This is a genomic window from Nocardioides anomalus (assembly GCF_011046535.1).
Lineage (GTDB): Bacteria > Actinomycetota > Actinomycetes > Propionibacteriales > Nocardioidaceae > Nocardioides > Nocardioides anomalus.
Genome location: NZ_CP049257.1, coordinates 3791216 through 3805824 on the forward strand (window position 1 = coordinate 3791216; position 14609 = coordinate 3805824).

The 14609-nt window shown below is 72.8% G+C and carries 16 protein-coding genes and 1 pseudogene; 7 read left to right on the forward strand and 10 right to left on the reverse strand.

Translation table 11 applies throughout. The features are described 5' to 3' along the window. Window positions 1-93: 93 nt before the first annotated feature. Entirely contained in the window at window positions 94-480 is a 387-nt protein-coding gene (locus G5V58_RS18960; protein ID WP_165236275.1) for a hypothetical protein, read from the reverse strand. Window positions 481-510: 30 nt separating this feature from the next. Between G5V58_RS18960 and G5V58_RS18965 the strand changes: the two genes are divergently transcribed. Further along, the gene (locus tag G5V58_RS18965) at window positions 511-1263 is read left to right on the forward strand and encodes an SDR family oxidoreductase (RefSeq protein WP_165236277.1); all 753 of its coding nucleotides are present in this window, start codon (window positions 511-513) and stop codon (window positions 1261-1263) included. A gap of 43 nt (window positions 1264-1306) precedes the next feature. Continuing rightward, entirely contained in the window at window positions 1307-2014 is a 708-nt protein-coding gene (locus tag G5V58_RS18970; RefSeq protein ID WP_230486745.1) for an aspartate/glutamate racemase family protein, read from the forward strand. On the opposite strand, the gene G5V58_RS18975 is transcribed toward G5V58_RS18970, so the two are convergent. The 3 genes from G5V58_RS18975 to G5V58_RS18985 are packed head-to-tail and all read right to left on the reverse strand — an operon-like array spanning window position 2011 to window position 4457. Beyond that, on the reverse strand, window positions 2011-3312 hold the full coding sequence (locus G5V58_RS18975; RefSeq protein WP_165236279.1) for a protealysin inhibitor emfourin: 1302 nt from the start codon (window positions 3310-3312) through the stop codon (window positions 2011-2013). The genes G5V58_RS18970 and G5V58_RS18975 overlap by 4 nt on opposite strands. After that, the gene (locus G5V58_RS18980) at window positions 3309-3782 is read right to left on the reverse strand and encodes a PPOX class F420-dependent oxidoreductase (RefSeq protein WP_165236281.1); all 474 of its coding nucleotides are present in this window, start codon (window positions 3780-3782) and stop codon (window positions 3309-3311) included. The genes G5V58_RS18975 and G5V58_RS18980 overlap by 4 nt, the downstream gene beginning before the upstream one ends. A 48-nt stretch (window positions 3783-3830) precedes the next feature. Further along, window positions 3831-4457: a hypothetical protein gene (locus G5V58_RS18985; RefSeq protein WP_165236283.1), complete on the reverse strand. Its 627-nt coding sequence runs from the start codon at window positions 4455-4457 to the stop codon at window positions 3831-3833. A gap of 75 nt (window positions 4458-4532) precedes the next feature. Between G5V58_RS18985 and typA the strand changes: the two genes are divergently transcribed. Both typA and G5V58_RS26425 read left to right on the forward strand, forming a co-directional pair. Beyond that, entirely contained in the window at window positions 4533-6422 is a 1890-nt protein-coding gene (gene typA / locus G5V58_RS18990) for a translational GTPase TypA (protein WP_165236285.1), read from the forward strand. A 29-nt stretch (window positions 6423-6451) separates the two neighbouring features. Next, on the forward strand, window positions 6452-6580 hold the full coding sequence (locus G5V58_RS26425; RefSeq protein WP_268991233.1) for a hypothetical protein: 129 nt from the start codon (window positions 6452-6454) through the stop codon (window positions 6578-6580). 17 nt (window positions 6581-6597) lie between these two features. Here the strand turns inward: G5V58_RS26425 and G5V58_RS18995 are convergent, their stop codons facing one another. The 4 genes and pseudogenes from G5V58_RS18995 to G5V58_RS19005 form a co-directional block, all read right to left on the reverse strand. Next, entirely contained in the window at window positions 6598-7434 is an 837-nt protein-coding gene (locus G5V58_RS18995; RefSeq protein WP_165236292.1) for an SMP-30/gluconolactonase/LRE family protein, read from the reverse strand. 2 nt (window positions 7435-7436) lie between these two features. Then, a complete protein-coding gene (locus G5V58_RS26110) occupies window positions 7437-7985 on the reverse strand; it encodes an acyl-CoA dehydrogenase family protein (RefSeq protein ID WP_230486746.1) in 549 nt (182 codons plus the stop codon). 46 nt (window positions 7986-8031) lie between these two features. Next, a pseudogene (locus tag G5V58_RS26765) lies at window positions 8032-8604 on the reverse strand (acyl-CoA dehydrogenase family protein); the annotation flags it as partial. 91 nt (window positions 8605-8695) lie between these two features. Continuing rightward, window positions 8696-9454 (reverse strand): SDR family NAD(P)-dependent oxidoreductase, encoded by a 759-nt coding sequence (locus tag G5V58_RS19005; protein ID WP_165236294.1) that lies wholly within the window; start codon window positions 9452-9454, stop codon window positions 8696-8698. A 115-nt stretch (window positions 9455-9569) separates the two neighbouring features. Between G5V58_RS19005 and G5V58_RS19010 the strand changes: the two genes are divergently transcribed. The 3 genes from G5V58_RS19010 to G5V58_RS19020 all read left to right on the forward strand — a co-directional run bounded on the left by G5V58_RS19010 (window position 9570) and on the right by G5V58_RS19020 (window position 12148). Further along, window positions 9570-10736, forward strand: coding sequence for an acyl-CoA dehydrogenase family protein (locus G5V58_RS19010; protein WP_165236296.1), 1167 nt, complete (start codon window positions 9570-9572; stop codon window positions 10734-10736). Window positions 10737-10935: 199 nt separating this feature from the next. Continuing rightward, on the forward strand, window positions 10936-11643 hold the full coding sequence (locus G5V58_RS19015) for an HpcH/HpaI aldolase/citrate lyase family protein (RefSeq protein WP_230487380.1): 708 nt from the start codon (window positions 10936-10938) through the stop codon (window positions 11641-11643). A gap of 49 nt (window positions 11644-11692) precedes the next feature. After that, window positions 11693-12148: a MaoC family dehydratase gene (locus G5V58_RS19020; RefSeq protein WP_165236298.1), complete on the forward strand. Its 456-nt coding sequence runs from the start codon at window positions 11693-11695 to the stop codon at window positions 12146-12148. Window positions 12149-12263: 115 nt separating this feature from the next. Here the strand turns inward: G5V58_RS19020 and G5V58_RS19025 are convergent, their stop codons facing one another. Beyond that, window positions 12264-13691 carry an MFS transporter gene (locus tag G5V58_RS19025; RefSeq protein ID WP_165236300.1) on the reverse strand — a complete coding sequence of 476 codons (1428 nt, stop codon included), beginning with the start codon at window positions 13689-13691 and terminating at the stop codon, window positions 12264-12266. Then, complete coding sequence (locus tag G5V58_RS19030; protein WP_165236302.1) at window positions 13688-14560, reverse strand: amidohydrolase family protein; 873 nt, start codon at window positions 14558-14560, stop codon at window positions 13688-13690. The genes G5V58_RS19025 and G5V58_RS19030 overlap by 4 nt, the downstream gene beginning before the upstream one ends. Window positions 14561-14609: the final 49 nt, after the last annotated feature.

Sequence of the window (14609 nt, forward strand, 5' to 3'; positions counted from 1 at the left end):
CCTCCTGCACCCTGGGCACCCTGGTCACACACGCCCCCGTGGCGACAACAGGGGGCGTGGGGTGCTTGTTCCCGGTCCCCGCGGTACCCGCGCTCAAGCGGCGTGCGACCCCCGGGACCGCGACTCGGACGCCACGGCGGGCCGCCGGCGCCGGCGCAGCAGCCCGGCGAGGCAGTAGCCGGCCATCAGCGCGCCCAGGACACCGTCGACCCCGCGGTCGACGTACTCGTGGTGGAGGAACTCCAGCACCGCCCAGGCCAGCGCCACCAGGCAGACCGCGACCACCACCCGCAGCGCGGCGAGACCGGAGACCAGGCCGGCGCCGATCCCGAGCAGCGCGATGACGAGGAGGGCGAGGCCGCCGTAGTGCAGGCCGTTGATGAGGGACTCCGGACCGTCGCCGTCGTCGAGCACGGCCCGCACGACCCAGCACAGGCCGCCCAGGACCCCGGCGACGCGGGTCAGGGAGGTCGGCGTCATGGCCGCAGAGTCTGCCACCACAATGGGTCCATGAGTCAGCCGTCGGCAGTCGTGACCGGAGCGAGCAGCGGCATCGGGGCGGCGACGGCCCGGCACCTGGCCGCGGCCGGTTTCCACGTCTTCTGCGCCGCGCGCCGGGCCGACCGGATCGAGGCGCTGGCCGCCGAGATCGGCGGCACGCCCGTCGTCTGCGACGTCACCGACCCCGCCTCGGTCGAGCAGCTGGCCGCCGCCGTGGGCGACACCCTGCACGTGCTGGTCAACAACGCCGGTGGCGCCTTCGGCTCCACCCCGGTCGCGCAGGCCGACAGCGACGACTGGCGGCGGATGTACGAGGTGAACGTCATCGGCCTCGTCCAGGTCACCCGCGCCCTGCTCCCGGCCCTCGTCGCCAGCGGCGACGGCGTGCTGCTCAACGTCGGCTCCACGGCCGGCCGGATCGCCTACGAGGGCGGCGGCGGCTACACCGCGGCCAAGCACGGCACCCAGGTCGTCACCGAGACCCTGCGACTCGAGCTGTGGGACCAGCCCGTCCGCGTCTGCGAGATCGCCCCGGGCATGGTGAAGACCGACGAGTTCGCGATGGTCCGCTTCGACGGCGACCGGGGCAAGGCCGAGGCGGTCTACGCCGGCGTGCCCGACCCGCTGACCGCCGACGACATCGCCGACGCCATCACCTGGATGGTCACCCGGCCCTCGCACGTGAACGTGGACGAGCTCGTCATCCGGCCGCGGCGCCAGGCGGCGCAGCACAAGGTCCACCGCGAGCCGACGCCCGAGTGAGGGCCCCCGCCCGCCTCACGTCGAGCATGGGAGAGTGACGCCCGTGGCGAGCTCCATGAAGACGATCGGCCTGGTCGGCGGGATGAGCTGGGAGAGCAGCGCGGCGTACTACCGCGAGCTCAACCTCGGCGTGCAGCAGCGCCTGGGCGGGCTGTCCTCGCCCAAGCTGGTGCTCAGCACCGTGGACTTCGCCGAGCTCACCGATCTCGAGGACGCCGAGCGCTGGGACCAGATCGGCGCCCTGCTGGCCGACGCCGCCCAGGGCGTGGAGCGGGGCGGCGCGGACTTCCTGTTGCTGTGCACCACGACGTTCCACAAGGTCGCCGACCAGGTCGCGGCCGCCGTGGACATCCCGCTGCTGCACCTGGCCGACGTCGTGGCCTCCGCGTGCCAGGCCGCCGGCGTGCGCAACGTGGCCTTCGTCGGCACGACCGTGGCCATGTCGGACGGCTTCTTCACCTCGCGGATGGCCGACCACGGCCTGAGCGTCGTCGTGCCCGACGCGAGCGAGCACGAGTGGCTCAACGCCGCGATCTACGAGGAGCTCGTGCACGGCGTGGTCCTCCCCCGCACCCGGACCCGCGTCGTCGACCTCATCCACCGGATGTGGGACGAGGGCGCCGAGGGCGTCCTGCTCGGCTGCACCGAGCTCGAGCTGCTCATCAAGCAGGCCGACGTCGACCTGCCGGTCTTCCCGTGCACCACGCTGCACGTCTCGGCCGCGCTGGACGAGGCGCTGGCCCAGCCCTAGCCCTCGAGCACCAGGCTCGCCACCCGCCGCAGGTCGGCGGTGAGGTGCTGCTCGGGCACCGTGGCGGTGTCGCCGCAGAGGTCGAAGGCGTAGACGTACATGTCCGGCCTGGGCTCGCCCGCCCGGACCTCGCGCAGATCGATGCGGTCGACGAGCTGGGCCAGCTCGGGCCCGCGGGTGTCGTCGGCGTCGAGGTCGACCCGGCCGTCGGCGACCAGCCCGGCGAAGCCGCCGGACCGGCGCACGCGCACGGTCCGCTCGCTGCGCTCGGGTGAGGCGGGCGGCGGCTGGCCGGCCCCGGAGGTCGCGGACTGCGGGGTGACGCCGACGGTGCGCCAGGCCTCCTCGACCGCGTCGGCGTGCTCGCCGGCGGCCGCCACGGTGGCGGCGGCGAAGCCGGCGAAGTCGGTGCGCGACGACAAGCCGCCGGTGAGCGCGGCGTACCAGATCCGGCCGGCTCCCTCGGCCGAGGAGCCGCCGACGGCCACCGCGGCCAGCTGGAAGGCCCGGTTGGGGATGCCGGAGTTGATGTGCACGCCGCCGTTGTCGTCGGTGGTCTCGACGTAGTCGTCCAGGTGCGCCGGCTGCGGGTCCTGCCCCAGCCGCGGGTCGTCGTACGCCGTGCCGGGGTGGGCCATGTCGCGCAGCGCGCGGCCCTGCACGCCGGGCAGGAACAGCCCGGCGCCGATCAGCCAGTCGCCGGCCACCGCGTCCTGGCCGAGCAGCCGCTGCTTGAGGCAGCTGCCGAAGACGTCGGAGATGGACTCGTTGAGCGCGCCGGACTGGCCCTCGTAGGCCAGGCCGGCGGTCCTCTCGGTCACCGCGTGGGTGAGCTCGTGGCCGAGCACGTCGACGGCCGCGGTGAAGCGCCCGAAGACCTCGCCGTCACCGTCGCCGAAGACCAGCTGGGTGCCGTTCCAGAAGGCGTTGTCGTAGTCGCGCTCGTAGTGCACCGTCGCCACCACCGTCGCGCCGGCGTCGTCGTAGGAGTCGCGGCCGTAGACGTCGGCGTAGAGCGCCAGCGCGCCCGCCACCCCCTCGGCCGCCTCGTCGACGGCCACGTCACCGCTCGCGGGCTGACCGGGCCGGCGCACCACCCGCCCGGGCAGGGTGGACCCGTGGCCGGCGTCGTGGACCACCCACGACTCGCCCGACGCGGCCGCGGGCACGGTGAGGGTCCGCTGGAGCCGGACGTCGTCGTCGTGCGCCAGCTGCCGCTCCAGCCACGCCGCCGCCTCGGGTCGGGACTCGGCCAGCCGCTGCAGGAGGTACGGCGGGACGATGCACCGCGCGCTCACGACTGCGGGACCCGGTCCGGCGGGAAGCCCCCGGTCGCGACCGGCCCCCACCGCTCGGGCGTGATCCGCAGCAGCGACTTGCCCTGCGCACGCATGGCGGCGCGGTACTCCTCCCAGTCGGGGTGCTCACCGGAGATGCAGCGGAAGTACTCCACCAGGCCGTCCTCCGCCTCCTGGCTGGGCATGTCGAGGACCTCGGCGGTGCCGTCGACCTGCACCCACGCGTCGTTCCACTCCTCGCCCAGCACCAGCACGCTCGCGTGCGGGTCGCGGCGCAGGTTGGTGGCCTTGGCGCGGTCGGGGTAGGTGGAGATGACGATCCGCCCCTCGGCGTCCACGCCGCCGGTCACCGGCGAGACCTGCGGGCTGCCGTCGTGGCGCCGGGTGAGGAGCACCAGGTGGTGGCGGGTCCGCGCGAAGTCGAGCAGCTCGTCGAGGGAGACCCGGGTGTTCGTCGCGATCGAGGGCATGTCGCCACGGTAGCCACGACCGCCGACGGGCAGTCGCTGCTCCGCGACTCAGCGCGGGTGCAGCCCCAGCCTGGCCAGCGCCACGGCCTGGTCGAGGGTCGGCTGGCCGGCGCGACGGCCGGTCACCGCCACGACGAGGGTCTTGCCCGAGCGGGCGACGTACCAGACCTGGTCGAGGTGGTCGGTGACGCTGCCGTCGGCGGCCAGCGACTGCGAGAGCACGTGGTAGGCCACCGCGCGCTGGCCGGCGGGCAGCCGCCGCGGGAGGCCGATCGGCTTGACCCGGTTGCGGACGGTCCCGGCGACGTGCGGGCCACGGCAGGCGCGGACGTAGGAGCGCACGGCCAGCACGACCTGGTCGGCGGCGTGCCGGCCGGCGTACTTCTGCACGCCGATGACCGCGACCGCGGTGGCGGAGCGCCCGCCGCGGCGCTTGCCGATGTAGTTGGCGCGCTCCCCGCGCACGGCGCTGCCGACCGGCGTCTGGGCCGCGCAGTCGGGGCCGGGGACGGTGTAGGTCGTGAAGTCGGAGACCTCACGGGTGCCGTGCTGGAGGGCGGGCAGCTCCCGCACGACGGGGCCGAGGGACGGGACGAGGTGGTCGCGGGCGGCGTGCGACGGGGCCGGGAGGGCCAGGAGGAGCGCAGCGGCGACCAGGTGGGGGACGAGACGCACGGTGACCAGCCTCGCACTCCCCGGAGGCGTCGCGGATGAGGGTCGGCTGGGTCCGGACTCCTACAGTTGATCCTCGTGCCAGAAACCCGCCAGGCGAACCTCCGCAACGTCGCGATCGTCGCGCACGTCGACCACGGCAAGACCACGCTGGTCGACGCCATGCTGCGGCAGGCCGGCGCCTTCTCCGCGCACCAGGCCGAGAGCGTCGGCGAGCGGGTCATGGACACCGGTGACCTCGAGCGCGAGAAGGGCATCACGATCCTCGCCAAGAACACCGCGATCCACTACACCGGCCCCTCGGCGCCCGACGGCATGACCATCAACATCATCGACACCCCGGGCCACGCCGACTTCGGCGGCGAGGTCGAGCGCGGGTTGTCGATGGTCGACGGCATCGTGCTGCTGGTCGACGCCAGCGAGGGCCCGCTGCCCCAGACCCGCTTCGTGCTCCGCAAGGCGCTGAACGCCGACATGCCCGTCGTGCTCGTGGTCAACAAGGTCGACCGCGGCGACGCGCGCATCGACGAGGTCGTCGACGAGACCTACGAGCTGTTCATGGACCTGCTCGACGAGTCCCACAGCCAGGACGCGCTCGACTTCCCGGTCGTCTACGCCTCCGGCAAGGCCGGCATCGCCAGCCTGACCAAGCCCGAGAACGCCTCGCTGCCCGACGGCACCGACCTCGAGCCGCTGTTCAAGACGATCCTCGAGACGATCCCCGCGCCGACGTACGTCGAGGGCGCGCCGCTCCAGGCCCACGTCACCAACCTGGACGCCTCGCCGTTCCTCGGCCGCCTCGCGCTGCTGCGCATCCACCAGGGCACCCTCAAGAAGGGCCAGAACGTCGCCTGGATCCGCCGCGACGGCGACGTCAAGAACGTCAAGATCACCGAGCTGCTCATCACCGAGGGCCTCGAGCGCAAGCCGGGCGAGCTGGCCGGGCCGGGCGACATCGTCGCGGTCGCGGGCATCCCCGAGATCACCATCGGCGAGACGCTGGCCGACCCCGAGAACCCCGAGCCGCTGCCGCTCATCCACGTCGACGAGCCGGCCATCTCGATGACCATCGGCACCAACACCAGCCCGCTCGTGGGCCGGGTCAAGGGCGCCAAGGTCACCGCCCGCCTGGTCAAGGACCGCCTCGACTCCGAGCTGGTCGGCAACGTCTCGCTCAAGGTCCTGCCCACCGACCGCCCCGACGCCTGGGAGGTCCAGGGCCGCGGCGAGCTGGCGCTGGCCATCCTGGTCGAGCAGATGCGTCGCGAGGGCTACGAGCTCACCGTCGGCAAGCCGCAGGTCGTCACCCGCGAGGTCAACGGCAAGGTGCACGAGCCGATGGAGCGCCTGACCATCGACGCCCCCGAGGAGTTCCTCGGCACCATCACCGAGCTGCTGGCCAGCCGCAAGGGCCGCATGGAGCAGATGACCAACCACGGCACCGGCTGGGTGCGCATGGAGTTCATCGTCCCCGCCCGCGGCCTGATCGGCTTCCGCACCGAGTTCCTCACCGACACCCGCGGCACCGGCATCGCCCACCACATCTCCGAGGGCTACGAGCCCTGGGCCGGCGAGATCCGCTCGCGCAACTCCGGCTCGCTGGTCGCCGACCGCGCGGGCAAGGCGTCGGCGTACGCCATGACCTCGCTGCAGGAGCGCGGCATCATGTTCGTCGAGCCGACCACCGAGGTCTACGAGGGCATGATCGTCGGCGAGAACTCCCGCGCCGACGACATGGACGTCAACATCACCAAGGAGAAGCAGCAGACCAACATCCGCTCCTCCACGGCCGACAACTTCGAGAAGCTCGTCCCTCCGCGCCGGCTCAGCCTCGAGCAGTGCCTGGAGTTCTGCCGCGAGGACGAGTGCGTCGAGGTCACCCCCGACTCGGTCCGCATCCGCAAGGTCGTGCTCGACCAGAACGCCCGGGCCAAGACCGCCTCCCGGGCCCGCAAGGCCAACGCCTGACGCTCGCCCCAGCGGGTACCCCCACACGCATGAAGCTGATGCGAGGAGCCGTGGCCATCGGGGTGGCCAAGAAGGCCTACGACGTGGCCCGCCGCCCGGAGAACCAGGCCCGGATCCGGGCCGCCGTCGACAAGGTCCGCGCCCGCCGGGGTCGCTGACCTCGGGCCGGCACCCCTCAGCCGAAGCGCCGGACCGGCAGCCCCGGGACGTCGACCTCGTGGGCCAGCACGGCGCCGGCCCAAGGCTCGGCGGCGCGGTCCTCGAGGTGGTGCGCGCTGGTCGTGACCAGGAGCGTGCGCAGCGCCGGTCCGCCGAGCGCGACGCTGGTGGGGTAGGTCACCGGCGTGACGACCTCGTCGAGCAGCGTGCCGTCGGGCGCGTAGCGCCGCAGCGTGCCGCCGCCCCACAGGGCCGTCCAGACGCAGCCCTCGGCGTCGACGGTCAGCCCGTCCGGACGTCCCTCGCCGTCCCCGGCCGCCATCAGCGTGCCGTCGGGGACGAGGTCCTCCCCGACCAGGCGGAGGCGGTCGATGCGCGCGTGCCCGGTGTCGGTGGCGTAGAGCACGCCACCGTCGGGCGAGAACCCCACGCCGTTGGCGGCGACCGCCCCGGTCAGCACCGGGCGCACGGCGCCGTCGGGCGTCACGACGTGCAGCCCGGCCTCGGGCTCGCCGCGCGTCGACCAGGTGCCCACCCACAGCCGCCCCTGTGCGTCACAGACCCCGTCGTTGAGGCGGGTGTGCGGGTTGTCCGGGTCGATCTCGCACAGCGGCTCGAGGCGCTCGCCGTCGTCGAGGAACAGCCGGTCGACCTGGGCGACGACGCGCCGGCCGTCCGCGCACGGAAGCGCCAGGCTGACGTCGTCGGGCAGGCTCCGCGACCGGACCTCCTCCGACGGCCTCCAGGTACGCACGGCGTGGCCGACGATGTCGACCCAGGTGAGCGCACCGGCGTCGGGGTCCCACCACGGCCCCTCGCCGAGGAGGTCGCGCGCGGGCGTGACCGCGTGCACCCTCAGCCGCGCTGGTCGAAGCGCCGCCCCAGCAGCTCGGAGACGATGCGCACCCGCTGCATGGTCGGCGTACCTCCGGCGATGGCCCAGCCGTGGGCGTCACGGTGCAGGCGCTCGATGCCGTACTCCTCGGAGAACCCGTTGCCGCCGTGCAGCTGGATCGCGAGCTCGGAGACCCGCTTGCCGGCCTCGTTGGCCGCCCGCTTGGCCATCGAGACCTGCAGGCTGTCGGGAAGCCCGGTGCCGGCCTCGCGCGCCGCGCGGTACACCAGCAACCGCGCCGCCTCGACCTGCACGACCATGTCGGCCAGGTCGGTCTGCACAGCCTGGAACTCGATGAGGGGCTTGCCGAACTGCTCGCGGGTGGTGACGTAGTCGATCGTCCGGTCGAGCGCGGCCTGGGCGATGGACAGGCTGACCGTGGCGTTGCCCAGCCGCTCCCACGAGAAGGCGGTGAACAGCTTGCGGAAGCCGTCGCCCGGCTCGACCAGCAGGTTCTCGGCCGGGACCAGCACGTCCTCGAAGTAGATGTCGCAGGAGGGGGATGCCACGGAAGCCCATGAGCTTCTCCGGGACGCCGAACTGCACGCCGTCCATGTCCTTCTCGACGATGACCGCCCCGATGCCCTTGGCCCCGGGCTGGTCGTCCATGCGGACGTAGAGCAGGTAGAGCTCGGCGTGACCGGAGTTCGAGATCCAGCGCTTGGCGCCGTTGATGCGGTAGGAGTCGCCCTCGCGGACCGCCTTGGTCGTCATGTCCGTCGCGGCCGACCCGGCGTCGGGCTCGGAGATCGCGACGGCCATCGAGAGGTCGCCGGAGATGATCGAGGGCAGGTACTTCTCCTTGAGCCGCTCCGAGCCGTGGTGCGCCACGACGCGCGCCGGGCCGGTGTTGGACTCGAAGACCTGGAACGCCGCCGGACGGCAGACCTTGGCCAGCTCCTCGATGGCGACCAGGGCGTCGAGGATGGGGGCGGCCGAGCCGCCGTACTCCTCGGGCAGGGCGATGCCGAGCAGCCCCAGCTCGCCCAACCGGCGACGCTCCTCGACGGGGAACGGGGTGCGGTCCTGGTCCCACTCCAGGGCCCGTGGGGCGTACACCTCCCGCGCGATGCGCGCAGCGGTCTCCTTGACCTGCTGCTGCTCATCGGTCAGCGCGGCGCTGCTCATCTGGTGCTCCGATCGATGTCCGACCCTGGAGTCGGGCGGTAATTGATGATCACCATTATGCTCAAATGAGCGAGGTTGGCAACCGGGGTCCTCAGCCCTGTTCCGCGGTCGACGGAGCACCGACCCCGTTGACGGCCCAGCCCCCGTCCACCGGCAGCACCGTCCCGGTCACGTACGTCGACGCGGGCGAGAGCAGGAACGCCACCGCGCCGGCGACGTCGGTCGGCCCGCCGGAGTGGCCCATCGGCACCCGCTCGGCGTACTGCTCGAAGGTCGCGGTGCCGGTGGCCACGAACTCCCGCGCCATCTCGGTCAGGATCGTCCCGGGTGCGACGGCGTTGACCCGGATGCGCTCGGACCCCCACTCGACGGCCAGGGAGCGGACCAGCCCGTTCACCCCCGCCTTGGCCGCGCAGTACGCCGCCCGGCCGCCCATCCCCAACGTGGCGTTGACCGAGCTGATCATCACCACGCTGCCGCCCGCGACCAGGTGCGGTCGAGCCGCCCGCGCGCCGAGGAAGGGCGCGGTGAGGTTGACGGTCAGCAGCTCCTCCCAGTCCGAGCGCGCGTAGTCGGCACTGGGCCCGGGGCGCGCGAGACCGGCATTGGCCACGAAGCCGTGCAGGCCGTCCCGCTCGTGCGCCTCGAGGCACGCCCGGGCCAGCAGGTCCTCGTCCGCGGCGTCGCCGACCAGCGCCACGTGGCCGTCGCCCGGCCACGACGCGACCGTATCGTGCACGGTCCCGCTCCGGTCGAGCCCCGTCACGGCGTACCCGACATCGGCCAGCTGCCGGCCGATCGCCGCTCCGATCCCCCGGGCCGCCCCGGTCACCACCACCGCTCTGCGCACCACGGACCTCCTCGTCGTCTCCACCCGATGTTGACGACAATCATGCGCATAATTAGCATCAGTTGGCGACCTCCGAGACCGGCGGTCGAGTCGAGCGACAGACCGGGCGGTCACCATGGACTTCAGCAAGAACCCTCTGCACGACGACATCCGCGCCGGTGTGCGCGACATGATGAAGCCGTTCGACGACCAGTACTGGATGGAGCACGACCGCGACCACGAGTTCCCCTGGGAGTTCTACAACGCGGTGGCCAAGGCCGGCTGGCTCGGCATCACGATCCCCGAGGAGTACGGCGGCGGCGGGCTCGGCGTGACCGAGGCGGCGATCGTCGAGCACGAGATCTCCGCCTCCGGCGGTGGCATGAACGCCTGCAGTGCCGTGCACATCGGCATCTTCGGCTTCGACCCGATCATCCGGCACGGCAGCGACAGCCTCAAGGAGCGCTTCCTGCCGCGCGTGCCGAACGGCGACCTGCACATCTCGTTCGCGGTGACCGAGCCGGACGCCGGCACCGACACGACCGGCATCACGACGTTCGCGCGCAAGGTCGACGGTGGCTTCCGGGTGACCGGCAAGAAGGTCTGGATCACCAAGGCGCAGCAGGCCGAGCGGATGCTGCTGCTGGTGCGCACGACCAAGCGCGAGGACGTCGCGAAGCGCACGGACGGCATGACGCTGCTCTTCGCCGAGATGGACCCCGAGCACGTGCAGATCCGCGAGATCCCCAAGCTGGGTCGCAACGCCGTCAACACCAACGAGGTCTTCATCGACGACCTCTTCGTCGCCGACGAGGACGTCGTGGGGGAGGTGGGCAAGGGGTTCCGTGCGATCCTCGCCGGCCTCAACGCCGAGCGCATCATCGCCTCCAACGCCGCGACCGGCATCGGTCGCGCGGCGATCCGGCGGGGCGTCGCCTACGCCAACGAGCGGCACGTGTTCGGCCGGCCCATCGGTCAGAACCAGGCCATCGCCCACCCGCTGGCCGAGGCCTCGATGCGGCTCGACGCGGCCCAGCTCGTCATCGACCAGGCGGCCTGGCTGCTCGACAACGGCTTCGAGTGCGGCAAGGAGGCGAACCAGGGCAAGTACCTCGCCGCCGACGCCGCCTTCAACGCCGCCGACGTGGCCCTGCAGACCCATGGCGGCTTCGGCTTCGGCAAGGAGTTCCACGTCGAGCGCTACTTCCGTGAGGCCCGCCTCAAGCGCATCGCACCGATCTCGCAGGAGATGGTGCTGAACTACCTCAGCGAGCACGTGCTGGGTCTCCCCCGCTCCTACTGATCGGAGTCGCCGATGCGCCCCTACCGCACCGTCCTGTTCGTCCCCGCCCACAAGACCAGCTGGTACGACCGCGCCGCCGAGGCCGGGGCCGACGCGGTGTGCCTGGACCTGGAGGACTCGGTCCCCGAGCACCTCAAGCCGGGGGGCCCGCGAGGAGGTCGCCGCCGGGATCGAGCGGCTGTCCGCGTCGCACCCCGACCTGGGCCTGTTCGTCCGGTGCAACGCGATGGCGACCCAGCACGTGGGCGCCGACCTGCGCGCAGCCGTCGTGCCGGGGCTGACCGGCATCTTCGCGCCGAAGGTCAACAGCGCGATCGACGTGCACAAGTACGACGCGCTCGTCGACCTGTTCGAGAGGGAGAACGGGGCCTCGGGGCTGGAGTACATCGTCCCGGTCGAGACGATCCACGGCATCCAGAACTGCGAGGAGATCGCGGCCGCGTCGCCCCGCGTCGGCGCCATGATCGGACCGACCGCGGAGCACGCCGACATCGCCAAGGCCGTCGGCTACGAGTGGACGCCGGAGGGCACGGAGTCGGCGTACCACCGCACCAAGATCATGCTGGCGACCAAGGCGGCCGGCCGGCACGCGCTGACCGCGCTCTGGGAGCGGATCCACGACCTCGAGGGGCTCGCCGTCTTCAGCGACCGGAGCCGGGCGATGGGCTTCCGCGGCCAGGTGGTGCTGCACCCCTCGCACGTGCCGGTGGTGAACAAGGCCTACACGCCCGACCAGGAGCAGATCGACTTCTACCGCGGGCTGCTCGACACCTATAACGAGGCGGACGCCCGCGGCGACGGCGCCGTCATGTACGGCGAGATCCACATCGACAAGGCGCACGCCGACAAGGCCACCGAGTGGCTGGCCCGCGTCGACGAGCTCGCCTCGCTCAACGGCGGCCTCTGACCGCCGCCCCTGCCCAGCCCACCCCACGACGTACCCGCGAGGAGCACCCATGACCGGCCTGTGGTTCGAGGAGTTCGAGATCGGCACGCAGTACAAGCACGACTGGACGCGCACGGTCACCGAGACCGACACGATCCTCTACTGCGGCATCACGATGAACCCCGCGCCGATCCACCTCGACCAGCACTACATGGAGGGCACGATCCACGGCCAGCGGCTGGTGCCGAGCCTGTGGACCGCGGGCGTGATCGGCGGGATGATCGTCAACGACCTGACGCTCGGCACCACCCTGGGCAACCTCGGCTACACGAAGTTCGACTTCCCCAAGCCGGTCTTCCACGGCGACACGCTGCGCGCGGAGTCGACGATCATGGACAAGCGCGAGTCCAAGTCCCGCACCGACTCCGGCATCGTCTACTTCGAGCACCTCGGCATCAACCAGCGCGACGAGGTGGTCCACATCGCCCACCGCGCCGGGCTGATGCTGAAGAAGCCGGTCGACTGACGCGCGCCTGCCCTCCGCACCCCCGGGCGCTCGCCGTCCCAGCTCGGACGCGCCGCCGGTGATGACCCTGACGATGGCTTCGGTCTCCATGACTGGTCCTCTCCCGAAGGCCCGATCACGGCGGCGTGACCAGCTCGGGCTCGTGACGGGCCGGGGCGCGGCGTCCCCGCAGCAGGACCAGGTCCACCATCGCCGTGCCGGCGAAGACGGCGACGCCGATCCAGGCGGCGACCGCGAACCCGCCGGGCGGGGTCGAGCCGGTGCGTGGGTCGGCGTACGCCGCGAGGACGGCCGCGAACGCCGCGGCTCCGGTCGCGTAGCCGATCGAGCGCATGACCTGGTTGAGACCCGTGGCGCTGCCCACCTCGCCGGAAGGCACGGCGCGGACGATCACGCTCGGCATCGAGGAGAACGTGCAGCCCGCGCCGACGCCGCCGACCCCCATCACCAGGTAGGCCTGCCACGGCTGGTCGCGCAGCACCGCGAGCAGGCCCATCGAGACCGCGAAGACCAGGCAGCCGATCGGCATCGACCAGGCGTCCCCGAGCCGCTCGACCAGGCGCGGGACGGCGAGCTGAGCGGTCGCGACACTCGTGACCGAGAACGGCACCATCGCGCCGGCCGCGACCAGGGTCGACAGGCCGAAGCCGCCTCCGGTGGCCGGCGACTGCAGGAGCCAGCTGACCGACGACATGAGCAGGTACACGCCGACGCCCGCGGTCAGGGCGGTGAGGTCCGCGACCAGCACGGGCCCGTGGCGCAGCAGCCGCAGGTCGACCAGCGGGGTGGCCGCGCGCTGCTCGTGCCGCACGAAGACCGCGAGCAGCGCCGGCGAGAGCACGGCGAGCGCGACCACCTCGGGCGACGACCAGCCCCACTGCCGGCCCTGGCTGAGCACCAGCAGCAGCCCGGCCACGCCCAGTCCCAGCAGCACCGCTCCCGGCACGTCGAGGTGCGCGCGGTCGAGGTGGCGACCGGTCGGCAGCACGCGCGCCGCCACCGCGAGCGCGACCACGACGACCCCCGCCCCGAACCAGAAGCTCGCCCCCACGCCGCCGACCGCGGCCAGGGCGCCGCTCACCGGGTAGCCGACGCCGGCGCCCGCGACCGACGAGATCGACACCAGGACGACCGCCCGGCGCACCCGCGGCGGGTCGAGGTGGTCGCGCAGCACCGCGACGCCCAGTGGCATCAGCCCCAGGCCGAGCCCCTGGAGCGCCCGACCCACCAGCAGGGTCGCGAAGCCCCAGTCCGGTGCGGCCAGCACACAGCCGGCCGCCACGAGGGCGAGGGTGACCAGCACGACCTCGCGGCGCCGCGGCCCGTCGCCGAGCCGGCCGAGCACGGGCGCCAGCACCGCGCCCGTGAGCAGGGTGATGGTGAGCGACCACTGCGCGGCGCTCGGGCTGACGTGACGCGACTCGGCAATGGCCGGGATGAGCGGGGCTCCCAGGCTGCTGACCACCCCGACGCACACGACGACGAGCACCAGCGCGGCGGTCAGCCCGGCCTGGTTGTCGACGCGGGTGGTGGTCGTGCTCACCGTGGCGTCTCCAGGCGGTACGCCCGACGCGCGGTCTCGCCCATCACCGCCGCGCGCTCGCCGGGGCTCAGCCCTGCGACCAGCGCCCGCGCGGCCTCGAGCGTCCGCGCGTAGTCCCCTGCGCGCCGGCTCACCGGCCAGTCGGACCCGAACAGCACCCGGTCCGCGCCGAACAGCTCCAGCAGGTGCTCGACCCAGGGCCGCAGGTCCGCGACCTCCCACCGTGCGAGGTCGCCCATCGTGGTCAGGCCCGACAGCTTCACCAGCACGTGCGGCAGACGGGCGAGCCGCGCCACCCGCGCGGCCCAGTGGTCGGCGTCCGCGGAGCCCCACCCGCTCAGCACCGGCGCCTTGCCGGCGTGGTCGAGGACGAACGTGGTGCCCGGGTGCGCGCCGAGGACGTCGCGGGCAACGTCGAGGTGCTCCGGTCGCAGGATCAGGTCGCAGGCCAGCCCCCGCTCCTCCAGCGCGGAGAGGCCCGGACCCGCTCCCGCCCGGGCGAGCCAGGCCGCGGGGTCGGCCTCGGCGAGGGCCTGGTGGCGCACGCCCACCAGCGGCGTGCCCGAGGGGTGCGCGCCCAGCGCGTCGAGCGCCTCGCCCACGCCGGGGTCGAGCAGGTCCACCCACCCGACCACCCCGTCGACCACCGGCGAGCGGCCGGCCCAGAGGAAGTCGTCGGTCTCGCCGGGGTCGTTGAGCACCTGCACCAGCACGGACCCGGTGACGTGGGCGGACCGCAGCTCGGCCTCGAGCTCACCGACGGGGTGGTCGCGGGCGATCTCGGACATCGTGACCGGGTCGATCCAGCGCTGCGGGCGGCGCGCCAGGTCCCAGACGTGGACGTGGGCGTCGACCACCGGTTCGGACATCAAGGCTCATCATGTGCATGGATCCGGGAGGCGTCAACGCTCTTGCCGA

What these genes read in the sequence shown, in the direction of transcription:
- G5V58_RS19010 (WP_165236296.1), top strand. Translation starts at nt 9,570, where the DNA reads ATGGACTTCAGCAAGAACCCTCTGCACGACGACATCCGCGCCGGTGTG.
- G5V58_RS19030 (WP_165236302.1), bottom strand. Translation starts at nt 14,560, where the DNA reads ATGTCCGAACCGGTGGTCGACGCCCACGTCCACGTCTGGGACCTGGCG.
- G5V58_RS18960 (WP_165236275.1), bottom strand. Translation starts at nt 480, where the DNA reads ATGACGCCGACCTCCCTGACCCGCGTCGCCGGGGTCCTGGGCGGCCTG.
- G5V58_RS18965 (WP_165236277.1), top strand. Translation starts at nt 511, where the DNA reads ATGAGTCAGCCGTCGGCAGTCGTGACCGGAGCGAGCAGCGGCATCGGG.
- G5V58_RS19020 (WP_165236298.1), top strand. Translation starts at nt 11,693, where the DNA reads ATGACCGGCCTGTGGTTCGAGGAGTTCGAGATCGGCACGCAGTACAAG.
- G5V58_RS18980 (WP_165236281.1), bottom strand. Translation starts at nt 3,782, where the DNA reads ATGCCCTCGATCGCGACGAACACCCGGGTCTCCCTCGACGAGCTGCTC.
- G5V58_RS26425 (WP_268991233.1), top strand. Translation starts at nt 6,452, where the DNA reads ATGAAGCTGATGCGAGGAGCCGTGGCCATCGGGGTGGCCAAGAAGGCC.